At 65.0% G+C, this 21682-nt stretch carries 18 protein-coding genes; 8 read left to right on the forward strand and 10 right to left on the reverse strand.

The window, feature by feature from the left end; translation table 11 throughout:
- Positions 1-306 precede the first annotated feature (306 nt).
- Entirely contained in the window at positions 307-2124 is a 1818-nt protein-coding gene (atzF, locus tag RX329_RS40710) for an allophanate hydrolase (RefSeq protein ID WP_085384935.1), read from the forward strand.
- 110 nt (positions 2125-2234) lie between these two features.
- On the opposite strand, the gene RX329_RS40715 is transcribed toward atzF, so the two are convergent.
- From RX329_RS40715 to ugpB, 10 genes are all read right to left on the reverse strand, one after another.
- Positions 2235-2957: a GntR family transcriptional regulator gene (locus RX329_RS40715; RefSeq protein ID WP_085384934.1), complete on the reverse strand. Its 723-nt coding sequence runs from the start codon at positions 2955-2957 to the stop codon at positions 2235-2237.
- A gap of 4 nt (positions 2958-2961) precedes the next feature.
- A complete protein-coding gene (gene hpxZ, locus RX329_RS40720) occupies positions 2962-3354 on the reverse strand; it encodes an oxalurate catabolism protein HpxZ (protein ID WP_018456018.1) in 393 nt (130 codons plus the stop codon).
- A gap of 1 nt (position 3355) precedes the next feature.
- Entirely contained in the window at positions 3356-4753 is a 1398-nt protein-coding gene (locus RX329_RS40725; RefSeq protein WP_085384933.1) for an AtzE family amidohydrolase, read from the reverse strand.
- A 7-nt stretch (positions 4754-4760) separates the two neighbouring features.
- Positions 4761-4940 (reverse strand): DUF4089 domain-containing protein, encoded by a 180-nt coding sequence (locus RX329_RS40730; protein WP_085384932.1) that lies wholly within the window; start codon positions 4938-4940, stop codon positions 4761-4763.
- Between the two features lie 19 nt (positions 4941-4959).
- Positions 4960-6699 (reverse strand): dipeptide ABC transporter ATP-binding protein, encoded by a 1740-nt coding sequence (locus tag RX329_RS40735; RefSeq protein ID WP_085349652.1) that lies wholly within the window; start codon positions 6697-6699, stop codon positions 4960-4962.
- Positions 6700-6802: 103 nt separating this feature from the next.
- Positions 6803-7702, reverse strand: a complete 900-nt coding sequence (locus tag RX329_RS40740) for an ABC transporter permease (RefSeq protein ID WP_018456014.1) — start codon at positions 7700-7702, stop codon at positions 6803-6805.
- A 2-nt stretch (positions 7703-7704) separates the two neighbouring features.
- Positions 7705-8718, reverse strand: a complete 1014-nt coding sequence (locus RX329_RS40745; RefSeq protein ID WP_018456013.1) for an ABC transporter permease — start codon at positions 8716-8718, stop codon at positions 7705-7707.
- A 213-nt stretch (positions 8719-8931) separates the two neighbouring features.
- On the reverse strand, positions 8932-10554 hold the full coding sequence (locus tag RX329_RS40750) for an ABC transporter substrate-binding protein (RefSeq protein WP_085361895.1): 1623 nt from the start codon (positions 10552-10554) through the stop codon (positions 8932-8934).
- 261 nt (positions 10555-10815) lie between these two features.
- On the reverse strand, positions 10816-11763 hold the full coding sequence (locus RX329_RS40755) for an aminoglycoside 3'-phosphotransferase/choline kinase family protein (protein ID WP_317245433.1): 948 nt from the start codon (positions 11761-11763) through the stop codon (positions 10816-10818).
- A 154-nt stretch (positions 11764-11917) separates the two neighbouring features.
- Positions 11918-13258, reverse strand: coding sequence for a sn-glycerol-3-phosphate ABC transporter substrate-binding protein UgpB (gene ugpB, locus RX329_RS40760; protein WP_085349649.1), 1341 nt, complete (start codon positions 13256-13258; stop codon positions 11918-11920).
- Between the two features lie 186 nt (positions 13259-13444).
- Here ugpB and RX329_RS40765 point away from each other — a divergent pair, with 186 nt between their 5' ends.
- From RX329_RS40765 to RX329_RS40795, 7 genes are all read left to right on the forward strand, one after another.
- The gene (locus tag RX329_RS40765; RefSeq protein WP_026233068.1) at positions 13445-14440 is read left to right on the forward strand and encodes a TRAP transporter substrate-binding protein; all 996 of its coding nucleotides are present in this window, start codon (positions 13445-13447) and stop codon (positions 14438-14440) included.
- A gap of 54 nt (positions 14441-14494) precedes the next feature.
- Entirely contained in the window at positions 14495-16525 is a 2031-nt protein-coding gene (locus RX329_RS40770; protein WP_085385497.1) for an ATP-binding protein, read from the forward strand.
- Entirely contained in the window at positions 16495-18240 is a 1746-nt protein-coding gene (locus RX329_RS40775) for a DUF3369 domain-containing protein (protein WP_085361897.1), read from the forward strand. Before RX329_RS40770 ends, RX329_RS40775 begins: the two co-directional genes overlap by 31 nt.
- A gap of 10 nt (positions 18241-18250) precedes the next feature.
- The gene (locus RX329_RS40780; protein WP_085361898.1) at positions 18251-18985 is read left to right on the forward strand and encodes a response regulator; all 735 of its coding nucleotides are present in this window, start codon (positions 18251-18253) and stop codon (positions 18983-18985) included.
- A 411-nt stretch (positions 18986-19396) separates the two neighbouring features.
- A complete protein-coding gene (locus RX329_RS40785; RefSeq protein ID WP_018456005.1) occupies positions 19397-20008 on the forward strand; it encodes a sigma-70 family RNA polymerase sigma factor in 612 nt (203 codons plus the stop codon).
- Between the two features lie 310 nt (positions 20009-20318).
- Positions 20319-21017, forward strand: coding sequence for a cytochrome c biogenesis CcdA family protein (locus tag RX329_RS40790; RefSeq protein ID WP_085361899.1), 699 nt, complete (start codon positions 20319-20321; stop codon positions 21015-21017).
- Between the two features lie 31 nt (positions 21018-21048).
- Complete coding sequence (locus RX329_RS40795) at positions 21049-21612, forward strand: thioredoxin family protein (RefSeq protein WP_018456003.1); 564 nt, start codon at positions 21049-21051, stop codon at positions 21610-21612.
- Positions 21613-21682 lie beyond the last annotated feature (70 nt).

Consider the following 21682-nt stretch of genomic DNA (forward strand, 5'->3'; position numbering starts at 1 on the left):
CATGTTGGCCACGACAATTGTTCGGGCGCAAGCTGGGGCCAGGTGGGACGGCCCGCCGCCGTTCAAAGGGCTGGTCGCCGCGCATCCGCGGCATGGATTGCTGGCTGCACCTGATCTAGCTGCCTATTATTTGCGCAAATGCTCGTAACAGGGCGCTGACACGAAGGTCCGCCGGAGCTCGAAATATCCCACAAGCCACTGATCTCTCGGTAATATCCGCAGCACTTGTCCTGCCCGGATTCTGTACACAATGGCACATCGCTTGCTTCGATCGGGGTGAAGAGACGTAGCCGGAGATTTGTCGCCATGAAGGCTGAAATGGGGGCTGAGCAGCCTGAAACGGTCGCCGCGATCGTGGCCGCGCATCGCGCGGGCACGCTCACACCGGCGCAGACGGTCGCGCGCACCTATCAGCGCATCCGCGACCACAACGACCCCGCCGTCTTCATCAGCCTGCGCGACGAAAAGGACGCGATCACGGAGGCCGAGAAGCTCGCCACCAAGGACGCCGCCAGCCTGCCGCTCTATGGCGTGCCGGTCGTGGTGAAGGACAATATCGACGCGCTGGGATTTCCGACCACCGCGGCGTGCCCGGCCTTCTCGTATACCCCGACACATGATTCGACCGCGGTGCAGCGGCTGCGCGCCGCCGGCGCGATCATCATCGGCAAGACCAATCTCGACCAGTTCGCGACCGGCCTTGTCGGCGTGCGCTCGCCCCACGGCATCCCCAGAAACGCGATCCGCGAGGACCTCATTCCCGGCGGCTCGAGCTCGGGATCGGCCACCGCCGTCGGCGCCGGGCTGGTGCCACTGTCGCTCGGCACCGACACCGCCGGCTCAGGCCGCGTGCCGGCGATGCTCAACAACATCGTCGGTCTCAAGCCGAGCCTCGGCATGATTTCGACCGCTGGCCTGGTGCCGGCCTGCCGGACGCTCGACTGCATCTCGGTATTCGCTTTGACGGTCGACGACGCCGCGCTGGCGCTCTCCGTGATGGCAGGTCCCGATCAGGCAGATCCGTTCTCGCGCGACCGGCCGCTTGGCGCGATCACCCCGCTCCCGGCAAACCTGCGCCTGGGCGTGCCACGCAGCGGACAGCTGATCTTCTTCGGCGACAAGAAGGCGGAAGCGGCTTACGCCGAGGCGCTGAAGCGCTGGACCGCGCTTGGGGCAACGCTCGTCGAATTCGACCTCGAGCCGTTCTATGAGACGGCCCGACTGCTCTACGAGGGACCGTGGGTGGCCGAGCGCTATCTCGTGATCCGCGACCTGCTCGCCTCGGCACCGGAGGCGATCCATCCCGTGACGCGCGAGATCACCGCGGCCGGTGCGCGGTTGATGGCGACGGACACCTTCTCCGCGCTCTATCGTCTGCAGGGCCTGCGCAAGATCGCCGAACGCACCTTCACCAATATCGACGCGCTGGTGCTGCCGACGGCGCCGACGGCCTATACGACCGCGCAGGTGCGGGCCAATCCGGTCGAGCTCAACAGCCGGCTCGGCACCTATACCAATTTTGTCAATCTGCTCGATCTCTGTGGTCTCGCGCTGCCGGCGGCGATGCGCGCCGACGGCATCCCGTTCGGCATCACAATTCTTGCACCCACCGGGCACGATGCGCTGCTCGCCAGCATCGGCCGCGTGTTCCATGCCGATACCAAACTGACGCTTGGCGCAAAGGGCGTCGTGCAAGCCTCGCTGGCGCCGCTTGCCGCAAGCGGCGTCGACGAGATTCCCATCGCCGTGGTCGGCGCGCATCTGTCCGGCATGGCGCTGAACGGCGAACTGAAAGCGCTGAACGGCCAGCTGATCGAGGCAACCAGGACCGCGGCGGACTACAAGCTCTACGCATTGAAGACCACGCCGCCAAAGCCGGGCATGCTGCGCGTCGAGGCCGGCAAGGGCGCGTCGATCGAGCTGGAAATCTGGTCGCTGTCGTCGTCCGCCTTCGGCAAGTTCGTCAACGCGATTCCCGCGCCGATGGCGATCGGCACGGTGCGGCTGGCCGATGGCCGCAGCGTGAAGGGATTTCTCGTCGAGCCCGAGGTGCTGGGCGAGGCTCGCGACATCACCGCGTATGGCGGCTGGCGGAAGTATATGGCGGAAGCTACGACAGCGTAGGTCTCGTAGGTGGGCAAAGCGAAACGTGCCCGCCATCACCGTCAGCTTGGGGAGATGGTGGGCACGGCGCTTTGCGCCTTTGCCCACCCTACGCAACCGTGCGCGCGCCCCTAAACCGACACCGCGTAGATCTCGTACTCCCCGCGCACCAGCTCGATATGCGCGCGCATCGCGGCGGCGGCGCCCTGCTTGTCGCCGCGCATGATGGCGACGACAACGCGGTCGTGCTCGGCTTGCGACTTGGCGAGACGGCCGAGATTGCGGAACTGGGCGCGGCGAAACGGCTGTACGCGCACGCGCGTCGCCAGCGTGATCTCGGCGATGTAGCCGTTCTGCGATCCCGCATAGATCGCGTTGTGGAAGCGCTCGTTGACCTCGTGGAAGCGCTCGGGATTGCCGGCGTAGCTCAACACCCGCAGTTCTTCGTGGATGGCTTCCAGGCCGTGACGCTCAGTGGCGGACATGCGCTCGGCGGCAAGACCCGCACACAGCGCCTCAAGCTCCGCCATGGCCTCGAACATGCCCGTCAGCCGTTCGAACGAGGGCTGCGCCACCACCGCGCCGCGATGAGCGCGCGCTTCGACGAGGCCGCTTGCCACGAGCTGGCGCAGTGCTTCCCGCACCGGCGTGCGCGAAACGCTGAAGCGGCGCGCAATGTCGGTCTCGTCAAGCGGCGCGCCGGGCGGCAGAGCTCCGCGCACGATCTCGTCGGCGAGCTGCAGGCGCAGCTCCTCGGCGCGCGTGACCTTCTGCGCGGATGGCGACGCACGATCGACACGCGGCACCGCCGGTTCGGCCGGCAGCGCTCCGGGCGGAAGATCGTCAAGCGTCATACGGTCAGGTCTCTTTCGACTCGTCGATGATGCTGACATGGGCTGCGACGACGCGCCAGCCCTCCGGGAATTTTACCCAGGTCTGCATCTGCCGGCCGACCTTGCCCGGCATCGTGTCGCGATAGAACAGGGTGGAGGCAACCGCGGTGTCGCGGCCATAGCTGGTGATCACGGTTTTCGCGGTGCGGCGATTGAGGCCGACCGCCGAGCGGCCGGCGCGAAAGCCGGAGATTGCTTCATAGCCGTAGAGGTTCTCGCCGATGCCATAGCGCAGCGTGCGGGGATCGTTGCGGAAGAGCTCGCCGAGCACGGCGACGTCGTTGGTGATCAGGGCCTGCTCATAGCGCTCGAACGCAGCTTTGACGTCTGCGATCACCTCGGGGAGATCGATCTCCATCTCAAAATCCTCTTGGGCTGGGCGCGGCGGCAACACCCATCTTCTCCAACGCGAACGCGACGCGCAGCGCGATGTCCTCGCGCCATGGCGCGGCGATGATCTGCACGCCGATCGGCAGCGGATCGAGCGGCACCGGCACGGCGACCACAGGCAGGCCGATGAACGAGATCGGCTGGGTGTGGATGCCGATATTGGCGCGCACCGGCATCTCGACGCCGCCAAGATTGAAATTGACCTGGCCGAGCTTCGGCGCGGTGCATGGCGTCGCCGGTGCGATCAGCACGTCGACGGATTTGAAAATCTCGGCGAGTTGCGCGCGATACCAGCGGCGGAATTTTTGCGCGCGGTCGACCAGCGGCGCCGGCACCATGGCGCCCGCAATCAGCCGGTCGCGCACGGCGGGATCGAAATCGTTCGGCCGCTTGCGCAGCCGATCGAGATGCAGCGAGGCGCCCTCGGTGGTGGTGATGACATAGGCCGCCGCGCGGGCGCGCGCAGCTTCGGGCACGTCCACCACGCGCGTTGCGCCCAGCGCCTTGGCGACGCGGCTGACGGCTTCGACAGCTTCCGGAAACAAATTGGTCTGGAAGTACCCGCCGGCGATCGCGATGCGCAGGTCGGACACCGGATTGGCAAGCAGCGGTGTCGTCGGCTCCAGACCACGTGTGGTGGTGCAGGCGGCGTCGTCCGCATCCGGCCCCTGCATCGTGTCATAGGCCAGCGCGAGATCGGTGACGCAGCGCGCGAACGGGCCGAGATGATCGAGGCTCGCGACGAACGGGAACGAACGCGCACGCGAGAGCCGGCCATAGGTCGGCTTCAGGCCGAAGATGCCGCAGAACGAGGACGGCACGCGGATCGAACCGTTGGTGTCGGAACCGAGCGCGATCGGCACCAGCGCGCCACCAACGGCGCTGCCCGAGCCGCCGGAGGAGCCGCCGCTCATCCGCGTCGTATCGTGCGGATTGCGCGAGGGACCGTCATGGACGTTCTCGCCGGTGAAGTCGTAGGCGTATTCGCCCATATTGAGCGCGCCGACCAGCACGGCGCCGGCCGCTTCCATCCGCTCGATCAGCGTGGCGTCGCGGCTGGCGGGCACGCGGTCTCGGTTGATCTTCGAACCCGCGCGGGTGGCGAGGCCCGCGATGTCGAACAGATTCTTCACCGCAAAGGGCACGCCGGCGAGCGGGCCGACGGTCTTGCCGGCGGCGATATCGGCATCGATTGCGCGCGCTTTGGCGCGGGCGCGATCGGCGGCGATGTCGGTAAACGCATTGAGGATGGTGTCGTGCTGCTTGATGCGCGCAAGCGCTGCTTCGGTCGCATCGAGCGCGGACATCTTGCGGCCCGCAACCGCGCTCGCGATCTCGGAGGCCGTCATCTCTGGCTTGGTCGTCATGGCGGCGTCAGACCGTGAACACGGGCGCCGGCTCGGCCTCGTCCGGCAGCGCGAATTCGTCGACGAGGCGGCCGAGCCGCAGCGAGACCTCGAGATTGGCGCGGATGGACGCCCTCCATGCTTCCTCGACGGGCAACGCCAACGCTTTGGTGACAGCGTCGATATAATCGTCCAACGGTTCGGCCATCACGCTCCCAAACAAGCTCTCAGTGTGCGCCCAGTGTCTGCAGCGGCGGATGCGGGATCGCCGTCAGCAGCTCCTTGGTGTAGTCGTCCTGCGGATCGCTCAAGACCCTCTCGGAAGATCCTTCCTCGACGATTCGACCCGACCGCATGACAATGACACGATCGCACAACAAGCGCACTACGTTCAAATCATGCGAGACGAACAGATAACTCATACCTAGCCGGGCCTTGAGGTCCTGGAGCAGATTGAGGACCACGGCCTGGACCGAAACGTCGAGCGCGGCGGTCGGCTCGTCCAGGATGACGAGTTTCGGGTGCAGGGCGATGGCGCGGGCGATGCCGACGCGGGCCTTCTGGCCGCCCGACAATTGGTGCGGGAAGCGATCCAGCAGATTGTGCGGCAGGCCCACCATGGTGGCGAGCTCCTCGCAGCGGGCGCGGAGCGCGTCGCGCCCCCTGACGTCGCCGAGCTGCATGATGGGATCGGCGATGGCACGCACGGCGGTGAAGCGCGGGTTGAGGCTGTCGGTCGGATCCTGGAACACCATCTGGATGCGGCTGCGCTGCGGCAGCCGGGCAAAGCCGGCGGGCGCGATGCCGCCGATGTCCTCGCCGTCGAACTGGATCAGCCCCGAGGTCTGGTCCAGCAGCCGCATCACCATCATCGACGTGGTCGATTTGCCGCAGCCGGACTCGCCGACCAGGCCGACGCTCTCGCCGTGACCGACCGTGAAGCTGATGCCGTCGACCGCGCGGAACACGTCGGGCTCTACAGGCGGCTTGCGGCCGAACAATTTCCCGAGCGTGGCAGTGGCGCCCTGACGGGGATATTCCTTGACCAGCTTGTCGATGAGGAGAAGGGGCGTCTTGCCCGCCGCGGCGGTCGGAGCCAATTCCGCGGATGCTGCGCTCGTGGCGGCGAGTGCTGCGCCTTCCTCCTCCGGCAACAGATCCCGCAGGCTCACGCCGAGCCGCGGCGTCGCGCGCATCAGCTTCTTGGTGTAGGGGTGCTGCGGGTTGGCGAAGATGTCGGCGGCCTTGGCGGTCTCGACCACCCTGCCCTTTTCCATCACCACAACGCGGTCGCAATAGGCAGCCGCGAGACCGAGGTCATGCGTGATCAGGATGGTGGACATCGCCTTGCGCTTGGTCAGCTCGACGATCAGGTCCATCACCGCCTTCTGCGTGGTGACGTCGAGGCCAGTCGTCGGCTCGTCCGCGATCAGCAGCTGCGGATTGCAGGCGAGCGCGAGCGCGATGACGACGCGCTGGCACATGCCGCCGGACAATTCGAACGGATAGGCGTGATAGCGCTCGCGCGGGCGGGCGATCTTGACCTGCTCCAGCGCCTCGATCGCCTTTTCGCCGCGGTCCGAAACCATGGCCTGCTGGACATGGGTGCGCAGCACGTCCTCGATCTGGTCGCCGACCTTCCGGATCGGGTTGAGCGCGGCGCGCGGATTCTGGAAGATCATCGAGACTTCGCGACCGCGCAAATCGCGCATCTGGTCTTCGGTCGCAGCCTTGACGTCGATGCCCGAGAACATCACCGAGCCTTCGGCGATCCGCCCCGCGCGGTCGAGAATGCGCATCACCGCGTAGGAGGTCACCGATTTGCCGGAGCCGGACTCGCCGACGATCGCGAGCGTCTCGCCCTTGGCGACGGAAATGTTGACGTGCTGCACCGCCTTGACGATGCCGCGGCGGGTGGTGAATTCGACGGTAAGGTCCTGGACGTCGAGCAGCGGCGGGGCGGTCATGGGCACCTCCCAACTAAAAATGGCGAAAACAACCCCATGCACAGTAGAATGAGGTTGATTTCATTGGGGAATTTCGAGCGAAAAAGTACGCCTAACCCAGCCATCACGTCCTCCGCTGGGGGTCGACGATGTCGCGCAGGCCGTCGCCGAGGAGGTTGAAGCAGAACACGGCGATCATCAAAGCGAGGCCCGGGAATAGCGCGATCCACCATTCGCCTGACACCATGAAGCCGGCGCCTTCGGCGACCATGATGCCCCATTCGGCCGTCGGCGGACGGACGCCGAGGCCGATGAACGAGAGACCGGCGGCATTGAGGATGGCGTAGCCCATGGTCAGCGACATCTGCACGATCATGATCGGCATGATGTTCGGCAGGATATGCACGAGCAGAATGCGGAATTCGCCGTTACCGGACAGACGCGCGGCCTGCACGAAGCCGGCGTTACGGCGGACATTGGCTTCGGCGCGCGCGACGCGGGCATAGAGCGGAAAGTTCACGATGGCCGTGGCCAGGATGATGTTCTGCACCGTATTGCCGAGCGCGGCGACGATGCCCATGGCGAGCACGAACAGCGGGAACGCCATGATGGTGTCGGCGACGCGGCCGACGATGCGATCGGTCCAGCCGCCAAAATAGCCGGCCGCGATGCCGGCGAGCCCGCCCATCAGGAACACCAGGGCGACGGAGGCGACCGCGATGAACGTATCGAGCCGCGTCGCCACCACGACCCGGCTGAAGATGTCACGGCCCAATTGATCGGTGCCGAACCAGTGCGCGGCCGACGGTGGCTTCAGCGACGCCACGGTGTCGGACGCCAGCGGGTCATACGGCACCACATAGGGGCCGAAGATCGCGGCAAGGAGGATCACGATCAGCAGCGCGAATGCAAAGCCGGTGACCTTGTTCTCGCCGAGCACGTAGCGGGTCTGGTCGAGGAGCGCGACGAGACCCGACGTGCGCGCGGGGCCGACGGGTTCAACAGCAGGCGCAACGGTGCTCATGATTAGCCCTCCAACCGCACGCGCGGGTCGATCACGCCATAGAGAATGTCGATCACGAGATTGAGCAGCACGTACATCACCGCCATGGTCAGCACGAACCCCTGCACCGGCGCGAAGTCCGACGAGATCAGCGCTTCGACGGCGTAAGAGCCGATGCCTGGCCAGGCGAACACTTTCTCCACCAGCACGTTGGCGCCGAGCAGGAACGAGAACACCATGCTCAGCGTGGTGATGACGGGGAGCATCGCGTTGCGGAAGGCGTAGGTGACGATGACGGTCGCCGGCGACAGGCCGCTGGCACGCGCGGTGCGCACGAATTCGGAGGACAGCACCGCCAGCATCGAGGCGCGCGTCATGCGCGCGATCGGCGCCAGCGAGAAGATCGCAAGCGTCGTCGCCGGCAGGATGAGCTGGCTGCATGCCGAACGGAACGCCTCGAAGTCGCGCGCGATCAAGGTGTCGATCAGATAGAAGCCGGTCACCGTCGGCGGCGCGCTGTAGAACACGTCGAGCCGGCCGAGCGGCGCGGGCGACCAGCCGAGCCGGAAATAGAAGACATAGACCAGCACGAGACCGGTGAAGAACACCGGCAGCGAGACGCCGGCCGTCGTCGTCACACGACAGAGATGATCGACCCATGAGCCCGGCCGGGTCGCCGCCAGCACGCCGAGCGGGATGGCGATCACAACCGAGACGATGAGGCCGAGCAGCGTCAGCTCGGCGGAGGCCGGCAGGCGATTGCGGATCTCGGCCGCGACCGGCTGGCCCGTCGTGAGCGAGTTGCCGAAATCGCCATGGGCGAGATCGTTGGTGTAGCGGAAGAACTGCTCGATCAGCGGCTTGTCGAGGCCGAGCTTTTTCCGGATCTGCTCGACGGCTTCCTTCGTTGCGGCGGGTCCCGCGAAATACGCCGCGGGATCACCCGGCAGCGCGCGCGTGAGCAGGAAGGTGACGATGACGACCCCGATCAGCGAGGGAATCGCGAACATCAGGCGCTTGCCGATCATGGTCAGCATGGCGACTTCCTCTTGCGCGTTGAATGAACCCGACACGCGGCCACTCGCTCCGCTGCGTTCCCTCCCCCCTTGTGGGGGAGGGCTAGGGAGGGGGGTGGCTCCGGGAGAGATCGGAGTTTGTGGCTACCCCTCTCCCCACCCCTCCCCCACAAGGGGGGAGGGAGCCTGAAAAGCGTGCTCACCTCACTGCGAAGGACAGCGCCCGCCATCCCCTCACCCCTTCGCCATCGCGCGATAATCCAGCCTCCGGTGGAACCAGTATTGGTAGCCGCTGATGTTCTTCTGCATCGCGACGTTGACGAACGGCTGGTACAGCGGGATGCGCGGGATGTCGCTATAGGCGAGATCGACGAAGCCCTTCACGTCGGCGTCGTAGGTCGCGGTGTCGCCGGTGGCGGCAGCATTGCGTGCGCCGTCGATGAGCTTGTCCATCCCCGCCGACTTGTAGCTCATGGTGTTGAAGACGGAATTATTGCCGTGGTAGCACCAGTAGAAGAAGTATTCGGGGTAATCGAGCCAGCCCGAGAATACGTTGGTGAAGAGCGGCATTTCCTTCTTGTTCAATTCGGTGCGCCAGTTGGCGCCGGGCACCTTGTTGATGGTGGTCTTGATGCCGATCTGGGCCAGGCTCTCCTGCACCAGCACGCAGAGCGGCTCGTTGACCCCCGCGAAGTTGAGGTCGAACGAGATCGTGGTCTCGAAGCCGTTCGGGTAGCCGGCCTCGGCCAGCAGCGCCTTCGCCTTGTCCATGTCGGTGTTGTATTTGTGCGGCTGCGGCCAGGCGACTTCGGTCGGCTTGTCCTTGGGCGCCCCGAACATCGGGTTGGCCAGCCCGAACATCACCGCGTCCATGATCTTCTGATAGGGAATCGCGCAGGCGACCGCCCGACGTACCTTGGGATTGTCGAACGGCGGCTTGGTCACGTTCATGCCGATATACTGGATGCCGTTGGAGAACGGCAGCGACACCACGTTGAGCTTGCCGCTCGCCTTCATCTCCTGGAAATCCTTGAACGGCAGCTCATAGGAGATGTCGGCGTCGCCGCGCTCCAGCAGCGCGCGGCGATTGCCGGCCTGCGGCACCATGCGCCAGATCACGCGCTTGATCTTCGGCAGCGGGCCACCGACCCAATCGTCGTTGCGCTCCATCACCACTTCCGTGCCGGCGGTCCACTTCGTCACCTTGTAGGCGCCGGAGCCCGCGGTCTGCTGTTTGGTGAATTCGAGTCCCCAGGGATCCTTCTCGCTGGCGTTCTTCTTCACCAGTTCGGAATTGATGATGCAGGGCACGATCACCGCGAGATCGGGGATCGTCAGCTTGTCCTTCTTCAGGAAGTCGACACGTACCGTGTAGTCGTCGATCACGACGAACTGCTCGGGTTTCGTGAGCGAGCCCGCGCTCATCTGGAAGGTGGGAAAGCCGCCGACACTGACGGCGCGGTCGAGCGACCACTTCACGTCCTTGGCGGTCACAGGCGCGCCGTCGTGGAATTTGGCGTTCTTCTTCAGCTTGAAGGTGACCGACATGTCGTCGATCTTGAACTCCTCGGCGAGTTCGCCCTTGAACTTGTCGCGGTCGTAATAGGGCACGCCGCCGGGGCCGGTCTTCATCTCGTGGCTGAGCAGGCGGTCGTAGCAATTCCAGGACACCTCATAGCCGGGCACGTTGGTGCCGACGCCGTGGATATCGAGATTGTTGGGGCCGCCTTCCGAGACGATCAGCAGCGTCTCCGAGCGCGCATCGGCCTTGGCCGACGAGATCACGGACGGCATGGCCGGAAGCGCCGCGCCTGCGGCCAATCCGGAAACGGACTTGAGGAAATCGCGGCGCTTCATGGAATGGCTCCAACACAAAAGTTTTCTGGTTGGAACTGGATTCGCAAGGTTCGTGCCAAGGCTTAAGCAAGGATTAAACCAGCATAAGCCTATGAAATGTTTATGGGAAAAGGCTGCTATCCGGGCCGTCGATCAGAAGCCAAGCCGTCGGACATTGCATACAAACAGGTATATTTGCCTAAAAAATAGGCTTTCGACAATACCAGCCTATTGCGTGAGCGCGTCTCGCCCCTAGGTGGCGCGGCTATCGATCGCGGCCCGTCACCCCGGCCAGATCAGCTCCTGAAGTTCGACCAGATCATCCGCCTGCTCCTGCCAGCCCTCGATGCAGATGTGGCTGTTGAGGTCGCTGGCGCGATGCAGCAGCATCAGGGCCATCAGCCGTCGCTTGAGCGCGAAGTCGAGCTTCGCATAGCCAAAGCCTTCGAGCAGGTTGCGCACCCTGCCCGGCCGGCCCGCTGCCATGAAGGCGCTAGGGCCGAGCAGATCGTAGTCCCGCCATCCCGCCAGCACGTCGCCGAAGTCGAACAGGCCGGCGAGCGAGCATTGATCGTCGTGGCGGGCGAGCAGGAAGTTCTCCGGAATGTATTCGCCGATCAGGATCACCGGCGACGCATCCATCGGAATGAGCGCGGCCGCATCACGCAGGAGATCGTCGAGGCGGGCGAGGAATTTCGGCGCCAGGCCGAGACGCGTGTGCCGCGCCTTGCAGCCCTGCATCTGGGCCCGCATGAAGTCGTCCCAGCGCGGCTGGATCTGCGCGAGTGAGCCGAGCGGCGCGCGCTGCACGGCGGCGATGGTCTCGCCGATCTGTCGCAGCACGCGCTCCTTCTGCGCTTCCGGCAACGACGGCCAGACCTCCGAGCCGAGCGTGCCGGCAAGGCGTGTGATGATCAGATAAGGCCAGCCGTCGCGATCGCCTTCCGCGACGATCTCGGGAATTGGCAAATCAATGCGACCGGCAAGTTGGGCCAGCGAGCCGTGCTCGGAGACGAACTGCGCGCGGAGCAGCGGCGGGAAGATTTTCAGGATCAGGCGATCGCCGAGCCCGACCACGAGATTGGTGCCGGTCGCAAAGACGTGCGGCGCGCTGGCATCGAGATCGTGGCTGCGGGCGATGTCGAGCGCGATCGGCAGCCATCGCGGAGGGTCGGCGCGAAAGGCGCGAAAGCTTGCCGCGTCGGCGCAGTGAGGGAGTTTCATCGACATCGTAACCTAACGGCTGTTGAGCTCGTCATGCCCGGGCTTGTCCCGGGCATCCACGTTCTTCGTGCTGCGGCCAAGGCGTGGATGGCCGGGACAAGCCCGGCCATGACGCTGTGGAATGGCCTTGCGCCTTAACGCCGAGCTACCATCCCTCCCCCTACCTATCCGGGCTGGCGCGCTCGAACTGGCGCAGGATCTTGTTGCCGCGTTCGACCGCAGCATCGAGCGCGGCTTGCGCGCTCTTGCGGCCGGCAAAGGCCTGCTCCAGCTCGTCCTCGATCGCGCCGCGGATCAGCACGAAGGAGCCGAGCCGGATGCCCTTTGAATTCTCCGTCGGCGGATGCAGCGTGATCTCTTCGAACGACATCGCCGAGCCCGGATTGCGCTCGTAAAAACCTTGCGCGCGCGTCAGCTCGAAGGCGGCGCGGGTGACAGGCAGATAGCCGGTGTTCTGGTGCCAGGCGGCCTGCACGCCAGGCTGCGACAGATAGGCGAAGAATCGTGCCACGCCTTTGTATTCCTCGCGCGGACGGTCGCGCAGCACCCACAGCGTGGCGCCACCGATGATCGAATTCTGCGGCGCACCCTTCACGTCGGGCCAATACGGCATCATGCCGTAGCCAATCTCGAACTTCGAATTCGCCTTGATGTCAGCGCGCGTCGCCGAGGAGCCGATGAAGATGCCGCATTCGCCGTTCTGGAAGCGCGGCTCGGCCGACTGGCCGCGGCCGCTATAGTCGAACACTTTCGTTTTCTGCCACTCGCTGAGCTCGGAGACGTGACGCACGAGAGACGGATTGTTGATGGTCAGCTCGGCATCCAACGCGGCAAAGCCGTTCGCCCGCGTTGCCAGCGGCAGATTGTGGAAGGCTGAAAAATTCTCGACATGGATCCAGGACGGCCAGGAGGTGGTGAAGCCGCACACCGCGCCGCGATCGCGCAGGCGTTTTGCAGCAGCGCCAAGCTCCGGCCAGGTCTTCGGCGGCGCCTCCGGATCGAGCCCTGCGTCGCGGAACATGGTCTTGTTGTAATAAAGAATCGGCGTCGACGAATTGAAAGGGAAGGACAAGAGATTGCCGGCCGCATCGGTGTAGTAGCCGGAGACCGCGGGAAGGTAGTCATTGAGCGAGAACGGCTCCTTCATGTCCCGCATCAGGCTGAACACGGGATAGATCGCGCCCTTGGCCGCGGTCATGGTGGCGGTGGCGACCTCGTTGACCTGGACGATCGCGGGCTGGCTGCGCGAGCGGAAGGCGAAGATCGCGGCCGTCACCGTCTCGGTGTAACTGCCCTTGTAAGTTGGCACCACGCGATAATCCGGCTGCGAGGCGTTGAAGTCGGAGGCGAGCTTTTCCAGTTGGCGGCCGAGTTCGCCGGACATGGCGTGCCACCACGCGATGTCGGTCGCGGCCCGCACCGGCGCGGCCAATGAGAGGGCCGCAAAAACGGCGACGACCTGCGAAAGGCGCGATGCTGAAGTCACGATGGCTCTTTCCATGCCGCACCGACGAAAGCGGCTGCCCCTGCTTAAGGCGCGGCATTTGCGGTTTCAACCGGGAATGAGCCCCGGCCGCGCCGCACAATCACGTCGAGGCGCCCGGCGGGATGGCCTTCCCACGACCATCTGCTAGATTGCATTGAACCTTTTCCTCCCGCCATAGACTCCACCACTGAGGGGTTGAGTGTGCCAGTGTTGAACCGTGCCGAACGCACGCGGACCGGGGTGGTTTTCGTCGCGCTTTTGATCGCCCTCTGCGCGACGGGAGCTGCTGCGCGTGAGTTCCGCGCCGCCGACACCCAGACCGAGGATTATCCGACCGTGCAGGCGCTGCGCTACATGGGCGCCCTGATCGCCGAGCGCAGCGGCGGTCGGCACGAGGTCAAGGTCTTCCACTCCCGCCAACTCGGCGAGGAGAAGGAGACCATCGAGCAGACCCGGGTCGGTGCGATCGATCTCAACCGGACCAATGTGGCGCTGATCGGCAATTTCGTTCCGGCGATGAACGTGCTGGCGATGCCGTTCCTGTTCCGGTCCATCGAGCACATGCAGAAGGTGCTGGACGGGCCGATCGGCAGCGAGATCCTCGGCAGCTTCGAGCCCTACGGCTTCGTTGGCCTCGCCTTCTACGATTCCGGCGCGCGATCGATCTACAACGGCGCCCGCCCGGTCAGAAACGTCGCGGACCTCAAGGGATTGCGGATCCGGGTGCAGCAGTCGGAGTTGATGAGCCAGATGATCCGCGCGCTCGGCGCGGAGCCGGTCGAGATGCCCTATGGGCAGGTGCTTGCCGGGCTTGCCAACCACCTGATCGACGGCGCCGAGAACAACTGGCCATCCTACGTGACGACGGACCATTACAAACATGCCGGCTATCTCGCCCTCACCGAGCACACCATGAGCCCCGAAGTGCTGGTGATCTCGCTGAAGGCCTGGAAAAGCCTGTCGGCCGACGAGCAAACCATCTTCAGGGAAGCCGCACAGCGCTCCAGCCGCTTCATGCGCGAGAAATGGCGCGACCTGGAGGAGCAGTCGCAGCGCAAGGCGGAAGCAGCGGGCGTCACCATCGTCAGGGATATCGACCGCAAGCCGTTCGAAGACGCGATGGTCGCGATCTACGCCAAGGCCGGGCAGGATCCGGCCGCGGCCGCGCTGATCGAACGCATTCGCAAGGTGGAGTGAGGCCTCTTGCCCGGGCTTGGACACAGCGAGCATGCAGACAGGTCGCCCGGCCCGATGGGGCGGCTGCGCGCGCGGCTGGTCGGCGTGCTCCGGGCGGTGCCGATCCGTTGGCGCATCCTGTCGATCGCGGCGCTGAACTCCGCCGTGGTCATCGTGCTGGTCGGGCTGATCTGGAACGGCTCGCAGGTGCTCGGCTCAGCCTGGGACGACGTGCGCCAGGTGCGCGAATCCGACCGGATTCTGGCGCTGCTCGAAAGCGAGACCGGGCGGCTGCACAATCTGATCCACCGCTACATCAACCAGCCGAGCCCCGACCTGTTCGCCGAGATCCTGCTGCTGCGCGAGGCGGTGCTGGGGACGCTGACCAATCGCGCCGCCAAGGACCCGATGCTGTCGGGCTCGGTCGAGGAGCTGGAGCGCACCACCGACCGCTTCCTCAACGGCTTCGGCGAGCTGCGCGGCGTGCAGGCCACCATCGCGAAGACCTACGAGGATCAGGTGCAGGCACCGGCCAGGGACATGGCCGGCCTTTACTCCATCATCGAAGGCGCCACCGGCCATCGCGACGCGCTGATCTGGCCTTCGCTGGGCAAGTCGCGCGAGGCCTTCACCGCGATGCTGGTCGCGGCCAATTCCTACTATCTGTCGCTGTCATCGGGTGCGGCCGACGACGCCCGCCGCAACACCGAGACCATCGAGAAGACCATCCCCGTGATGATCGATCTCGCCGACAACGACCTCCAGCGCATGGCGCTGCGACGACTCGCCGCCCGGACCGCCGCGCTGCGCGAGGGTTTTGCAAAGCTCTCCGAGCAGCTCACGAACCGTACCGAGCTGCTGCGCAACACCATCGACGCCAACCAGGCCGAGGCGATCGGCGCCATCGACGATCTCTCAACCAAGATGCGCCAGCGCGAGCAAAAGGCGCAGGAGACGTTCGACCGCACGCTGGCGGACATTTCCCGTCGCGTTCTCTCCATCGCCGTGATCTTCCTCGGCATCATCCTCACCGCGGGCGTGCTGATCGCGCTGTCGATCCGGCTGCCGCTGCAGCAGATCATGGCGGCGATGCGCGCGATCACGCTCGGCGACCTCGGCCGCGAGGTGCAGGGCACGCGCGCGCGCGACGAGGTCGGGGCCATGGCGCGCGCGGTGGAAGTGTTCCGCGAGAACGCCATCGCGAAGCGCCAGACCGAGGACGAGCTGCGCGCGTCCAAGGAGAAGGCCGAAAGCGCGCTGCTCGAGCTCAACGCCGCGCAGCAGAATCTGATCGATGCCGAGAGGCTCGCAGCCCTCGGCGGCCTCGTCGCCGGCGTCGCGCACGAGGTCAACAACCCGATCGGCATCAGCCTCACCGTTGCGTCGAGCTTTGCCCGGCGCACCGAGATCTTCGAGGCCCAGCTCAAGGGCGACGGCGGCCTGCGCCGCTCGCAGCTGGAAGAATTCGTGCAGTCCTCGCGCGACGCTTCGCAGCAGCTCGTCGCCAACCTCCAGCGCGCCGGCGAGCTGATCCAGTCGTTCAAGCAGGTTGCGGTCGACCGCTCCCATGCCGAGCGGCGGCAGTTCTCACTCAGCGAAGCCACCGAGCAGATCATCGCGAGCCTGCGGCCGGTGCTGAAGCGGTCGCCGATCACGCTCCATGTCGACATGCCCGAGGGACTGCTGCTCGATGGCTATCCCGGCTCCTACGGCCAGATCCTGACCAACCTATTCCTCAATGCCGCCAACCACGCCTTTGCCGACGGCCGCGCCGGCACGATCACGATCTCGGCGCGGCCCCGCGGGGCCGACGACGTCGAGATCATCTTCACCGATGACGGGGCCGGCATGACCTCCGACGTGCAGCGCCAGGCCTTTGACCCATTCTTTACCACCAGGCGCAATGAAGGTGGCACGGGACTCGGCCTCCATATCGTCTATAACCTCGTCACCCAGCAGCTCGGCGGTCGCATGATGCTGGAATCCAAGCTGGGACAAGGCACTACTTTTCGCATTATCATGCCCCGGGTCGCCAAGGGCGGCGGGCAAAGCACAGAGACTGACGGGACTTCTCAATGGCCGAACAGGACGATGTCCTCCACCTGATCGACGACACCGGTACCGCATCGGAGGATGTTGACGCCCGGAAATGGAAGATCGCCGTCATCGACGACGATCCGGCCGTGCATGACGGTACGCGTTTTGCGCTCTCGGACTATTTCCTCAACGGCCAGGGCCTGGAGATCCTCTCCGCCCATTCCGCGGCCGAAGGTCGCAAGCTGATGGCCGCGCACAACGACATCGCCGCCGTGCTGCTCGACGTCATCATGGAGACGGACGTCGCCGGCCTCGAGCTGGTCGAGTATATCCGCAACGAGCTCAAGAACGAGACCGTGCGCATCATCCTGCGCACCGGACAGCCCGGTCAAGCGCCTGAACGGCGCGTGATCGTGCAGTACGACATCAACGACTACAAAGCGAAGACCGAGCTCACCGCCGACAAGCTGTTCACCTCGCTGACCGCGGCGCTGCGCTCCTACCAGCAGCTCGAGCGCATGCTGCAGACAAGGCGCGGGCTCGAGATCATCATCGACGCGGCTTCGACGCTGTACGATTTCAAGTCGATGCAGCGGCTCGCCGAGGGCGTACTGACCCAGCTTGCCTCGCTGCTCAACGTCGATTGCGCCGGTATCCTGGTTTTGCGCGACAATGGCGGCATCGACCCCGAGCTCTCGGTGCTCGCCGGCAGCGGCTGCTACAGCCGCTTCATCGGCACCACCTCGTCGAAGGCGCTCGACCCCGATCTGCGCGCGATGGTGGAAGCCGCGTTCCAGGGCCGCAAGAACGAATTCGCCGACCACCGCAGCGTGATCTATTTGCGCACCGGAAGCGGCCGCGAGGTCGTGGTGCTGCTTCAGGCCGAGCGCGAGCTGTCCGAGACCGACCGCTCGCTGGTTGAGATCTTCTCCAGCCGGCTCTCGATCGCCTTCGACAACGTCATCCTCTACCAGCAGCTCCAGGCCGCCAACACCCAGTTGGAAGACCGCGTCGCCCAGCGCACCCGCGCGCTGATGCAGGCCAACCGCCGCCTCTCGGCGCAATGGCTGCGGCTGCAACGCGCCAACGGCTTCAAGAACGAAATCCTCGGTACCGTTGCCCACGATCTGAAGAATCCGCTCGGCGTCATCCTCGGCCGCACCGAGATGCTGAAGGAGTTGATCTCGACCGGCGCGTCGTCAGGCGGCGTCGTGGCCCAGGTCGATCACATCCGCGATGCGACCAAGCGCCTGACCACGATGGTCGATCATCTGATCTCGGATGCGATGGCCGATGCCTTCGACATCACCATCCGCCGCGAGCCCGTCGACGTCGCGGCCCTGGTCAAGGAGGTCGCCGAGGCCAACCAGCCGCTCGCCGTCAACAAGCAGCAGGCGATCAGCGTCACCGCGCCCGTCAACGTCGTCACCATGTGCGACACCGACCGCATCCGCGAGGCGATCGACAATCTGATCAGCAACGCCATCAAATACTCACCGATCGGCGGCAAGATCGGCGTCGTCGTCAGCCATGAGGGCGGCGACACCATCGTCCGCGTCAGCGACGAGGGCGCCGGCCTGTCGCCGGAAGATCTCGGCCGCCTGTTCGGCCGGTTCCAGCGGCTGTCGGCAAAACCGACCGCCGGCGAGAGCTCGACCGGGCTTGGGTTGTCCATCGTCAAGCGTATTATCGACATGCACGGCGGCGAGGTGACCGCCGAGAGCGAGGGCCCCGGCAAGGGCTCGACCTTCACCATCACCCTCCCCGCGCCCGAAATTTCGTGATCTCAGGACCATGACCCAAAGCCAGCACATCATGATCGTCGACGACGAGGCCCCGGCCCGGGAGATGGTCGGCGATTACCTCAAGATGCACGGCTTCACCGTGACGCTGTGCGACGGCGGCAAGTCGTTGCGCACGGCGATCGACGGCAGCATGCCCGACCTCGTCGTGCTCGACCTCAACATGCCGGAGGAAGACGGGCTCTCGATCATCCGCGACCTCAAGAGCCGCATCAACGTGCCGGTGATCATGCTGACGGCGACGGCAAGCCCGATCGACCGCGTCGTCGGCCTCGAGCTCGGCGCCGACGATTACGTGGCCAAGCCGTGCGAGCTGCGTGAGCTGATGGCACGCATCCGCTCGGTGCTGCGCCGGAGCGCGCCGGCGAAAGCCGTGGCGGACACGGCGGCTGCGAAATCGGACAAGGAGCAATTGGTACGGTTCGGGACGAAGTGGCTCGATCTCGAAGCGCAGGCCTTGCGCGACGACGAGGGCAACGAGCATCCGCTGACCGCATCCGAGTTCGGGCTCTTGAAAGTGTTCGCGGCCAATCCGAAGCGCGTGCTGTCGCGCGAGCGCCTGCTGGAATTGGCCAATGCCCGCGACGCCGAAGCCTTCGACCGCGCCGTCGACCTGCGCATCATGCGCATCCGCCGCAAGATCGAGCCCGATCCGGCAAAACCCGCCGTGATCCGCACCATCCGCGGCGGCGGCTATCTGTTCTCGCCGGCGGGCGAGAAGGCGTAGCGCCTCCCATCGTCGTCCTGGCGAAGGCCAGGACCCATTACCCCAGGCAGAGATTGTGGCGCGAGGCTGGCAACCACGCGTTTCCGCAAAACGTCTCCCTGGGGTCATGGGTCATGGATCGGCGCTCGCTTTGCTCGCTTGTCCAGGACGACACGGGAGTGCGAACGCAAAGGCCCGAAATACGTTCCCGGCGCATCCGCTCGCTGCCTAATCCCATCCCCGTATTTTCCGTACATTGAAATTACACGCTTTTTTGCCCCGAATGTTTCGTCGCGGCTAATTCGACGAAACAATTTGTCGGCGCACGAAACCATTTTCCGCTTTTCGTGCAGACGTCCCGAAACGTTGGCTCATTAACACTTTGGTCCAAGGAAACGCCGCTCGGTTGCGGCGCTACGGGGAGCCAAGTCAATGCCGAACGTCATCGCCATCAACGCCCAAGCCAGCCAGAGCATCATTGCCGCTCAGGCGACCTCGGACGACATGCTTCTCGAAAGCATTGCCGACGGCAACCGGACGTCCATGCACATCCTTTATTGCCGGCACAATGTGCGCGTCTACCGCTTCATCCTGCGGATCGTGCGCGACGCGACCACGGCGGAAGACCTGGTCAGCCAGGTGTTTCTGGACGTGTGGCGGACCGCCGGCCAATTCCAGGGCCGCTCGCAGGTTTCGACCTGGCTGCTCTCGATCGCTCGCTTCAAGGCGCTGACTGCGATGCGCCAGCGCCGCTTCGAGGATATCGACCAGGAAGACGTGCGCCAGATCGCCGATGGTTGCGACACGCCGGAGACCTCGCTCGACCGCAGCGACACCAGCGCCATCCTGCGCGCCTGCGTTCAGAAGCTGTCGCCCGCGCATCGTGAGATCATCACGCTGGTCTACTACCATGAGAAGTCGGTGGAGGAGGTCGGACAGATCATCGGCATCCCGCAGAGCACGGTGAAGACCCGGATGTTCTACGCCCGCAAGCAACTGGCCGAATTGCTTAAGGGCTGTGGCGTCGAGCGCTTCGCCGCCTGAAGTTCAGATATTTCAATGGGATAGGACACAAGTTTAGACCCTACCCCGGACACGGAAGTGTTACCGCCGACGAAACAATTGAAACAAAGCACAACATCAGGCGGAAAAACTTCCCTCCTATAAAGCTCACATACGGTTTCGTTAAACCTCCCAAGACCTCCAGCGACCCGGACGGGATGCCCCCCTCCGGGTCGTTTTGTGTTTGGGGCACCGCTGCGGCAGCAGCACTCCCGTCACGAAGGCGTGACGCGGCGTAACGACTGCCTCTCTCATCCCGAACTGCCCTCGTGACCCTCTCCACGAGTGCCCCATGCTCGAACTTCTCTTCGCTGCCCTCGCCGGCATCCTCACCATCGCCGCGCCGTGCACGCTGCCGATGCTGCCGATCCTGCTCGGCGCCTCAATCGGCCGCAGCTCGCATCTTCGTCCGGCGATGATCGCGCTCGGCTTCGTCATCTCGTTCTCCGCGACCGCGCTGCTGCTCGGCGCCATCACGCGGCTGTTTAATTTCGATCCGAACGTGCTGCGCGAAGCGGCCTCGATCCTGCTGCTCGGCTTCGGCCTGTTGATGCTGTGGCCGGCACCGTTCGAATGGCTGTCGATCCGGCTCAACGGCTGGCTCGATCTCGGCAACTCCAGCGCCACGCAGCGCGAGGGCGCACTCGGCGGGCTCGTGCTCGGCACCACGCTCGGCCTGGTCTGGACGCCCTGTGCCGGCCCGGTGCTCGGCTCGATCCTGACGCTGGTCGCAACCACTGAGAATGCGAGCTGGGCCGGCACGCTGCTGATCGCCTACGCCATCGGTGCGGCCATTCCCATGCTGGCGATCGCCTATGGCGGGCAAGCCGCCACCACGCGGGTGCGCAGTCTCGCGCGCATCTCGCCGCGGCTGCAGCAGGGCTTTGGCGTCGTCGTGATCGGCTTCGCGCTCGCCGCCTATTTCCAATACGACACGCTGATCGTGGCGTGGCTCACCGGCTTCTATCCCACCGGCCAGATCGGCCTGTGATCATCCCTCAGCTTCACCGGAGGATCTTTCCATGACTTTCAAACTGCTCGCCGTCTCCGCCGCACTGATCGGCATCGCCGTAACAGGCGCCGTCATCCCCGGCATCTGCGACGAGGCCGCGCGCGCCGTCCCTGTCGTCACCGCGGCCGCCAGCCAGGACACCGCGCCCGACTTCGCCGGCATCAACAACTGGTTCAACTCGAAGCCGCTTAATATCGCCGATCTCCGCGGCAAGGTCGTGCTGGTGGACTTCTGGACCTATGGCTGCGTCAACTGCGTCAACACGCTGCCGCACGTCACCGATCTCTATGCCAAGTACAAGGACAAGGGCCTCGTCGTGGTCGGCGTGCACACGCCGGAGTTCCCGTTCGAGCGCTCGGCCTCCAATGTGCAGGCGGCGCTGAAGCGTCACGGCATCACCTATCCGGTGGCGCAGGACAATGATTCCAGGACCTGGAACGCTTACCGCAACCGATATTGGCCGGCGCAGTACATCATCGACCAGAACGGCAAGATCGTATTCCAGCACGAGGGCGAAGGCCGTTATGACGAGATCGACCGCACCGTGGCAAAGCTGCTGAACGCCAATAGCTGACGCCCGGCACGGGTCGCGCCCTTGTTGCTTGACTCCACGGACCCGTCCGTGGAGTTTCGCGGGCCACGTA

The sequence above is a fragment of the Bradyrhizobium sp. BWC-3-1 genome (genome assembly GCF_032917965.1).
GTDB classification, from domain to species: domain Bacteria; phylum Pseudomonadota; class Alphaproteobacteria; order Rhizobiales; family Xanthobacteraceae; genus Bradyrhizobium; species Bradyrhizobium canariense_D.

Coding starts and splice junctions, on each gene's coding strand:
- RX329_RS40785 (WP_018456005.1), top strand. CDS start 19,397: ATGCCGAACGTCATCGCCATCAACGCCCAAGCCAGCCAGAGCATCATT.
- ugpB (WP_085349649.1), bottom strand. CDS start 13,258: ATGGAAAGAGCCATCGTGACTTCAGCATCGCGCCTTTCGCAGGTCGTC.
- RX329_RS40790 (WP_085361899.1), top strand. CDS start 20,319: ATGCTCGAACTTCTCTTCGCTGCCCTCGCCGGCATCCTCACCATCGCC.
- RX329_RS40770 (WP_085385497.1), top strand. CDS start 14,495: ATGGGGCGGCTGCGCGCGCGGCTGGTCGGCGTGCTCCGGGCGGTGCCG.
- RX329_RS40755 (WP_317245433.1), bottom strand. CDS start 11,763: ATGTCGATGAAACTCCCTCACTGCGCCGACGCGGCAAGCTTTCGCGCC.
- RX329_RS40745 (WP_018456013.1), bottom strand. CDS start 8,718: ATGCTGACCATGATCGGCAAGCGCCTGATGTTCGCGATTCCCTCGCTG.
- atzF (WP_085384935.1), top strand. CDS start 307: ATGAAGGCTGAAATGGGGGCTGAGCAGCCTGAAACGGTCGCCGCGATC.
- RX329_RS40725 (WP_085384933.1), bottom strand. CDS start 4,753: ATGACGACCAAGCCAGAGATGACGGCCTCCGAGATCGCGAGCGCGGTT.
- RX329_RS40735 (WP_085349652.1), bottom strand. CDS start 6,699: ATGACCGCCCCGCCGCTGCTCGACGTCCAGGACCTTACCGTCGAATTC.
- RX329_RS40730 (WP_085384932.1), bottom strand. CDS start 4,940: ATGGCCGAACCGTTGGACGATTATATCGACGCTGTCACCAAAGCGTTG.
- RX329_RS40780 (WP_085361898.1), top strand. CDS start 18,251: ATGACCCAAAGCCAGCACATCATGATCGTCGACGACGAGGCCCCGGCC.
- RX329_RS40775 (WP_085361897.1), top strand. CDS start 16,495: ATGGCCGAACAGGACGATGTCCTCCACCTGATCGACGACACCGGTACC.
- RX329_RS40740 (WP_018456014.1), bottom strand. CDS start 7,702: ATGAGCACCGTTGCGCCTGCTGTTGAACCCGTCGGCCCCGCGCGCACG.
- RX329_RS40795 (WP_018456003.1), top strand. CDS start 21,049: ATGACTTTCAAACTGCTCGCCGTCTCCGCCGCACTGATCGGCATCGCC.
- hpxZ (WP_018456018.1), bottom strand. CDS start 3,354: ATGGAGATCGATCTCCCCGAGGTGATCGCAGACGTCAAAGCTGCGTTC.
- RX329_RS40750 (WP_085361895.1), bottom strand. CDS start 10,554: ATGAAGCGCCGCGATTTCCTCAAGTCCGTTTCCGGATTGGCCGCAGGC.
- RX329_RS40715 (WP_085384934.1), bottom strand. CDS start 2,957: ATGACGCTTGACGATCTTCCGCCCGGAGCGCTGCCGGCCGAACCGGCG.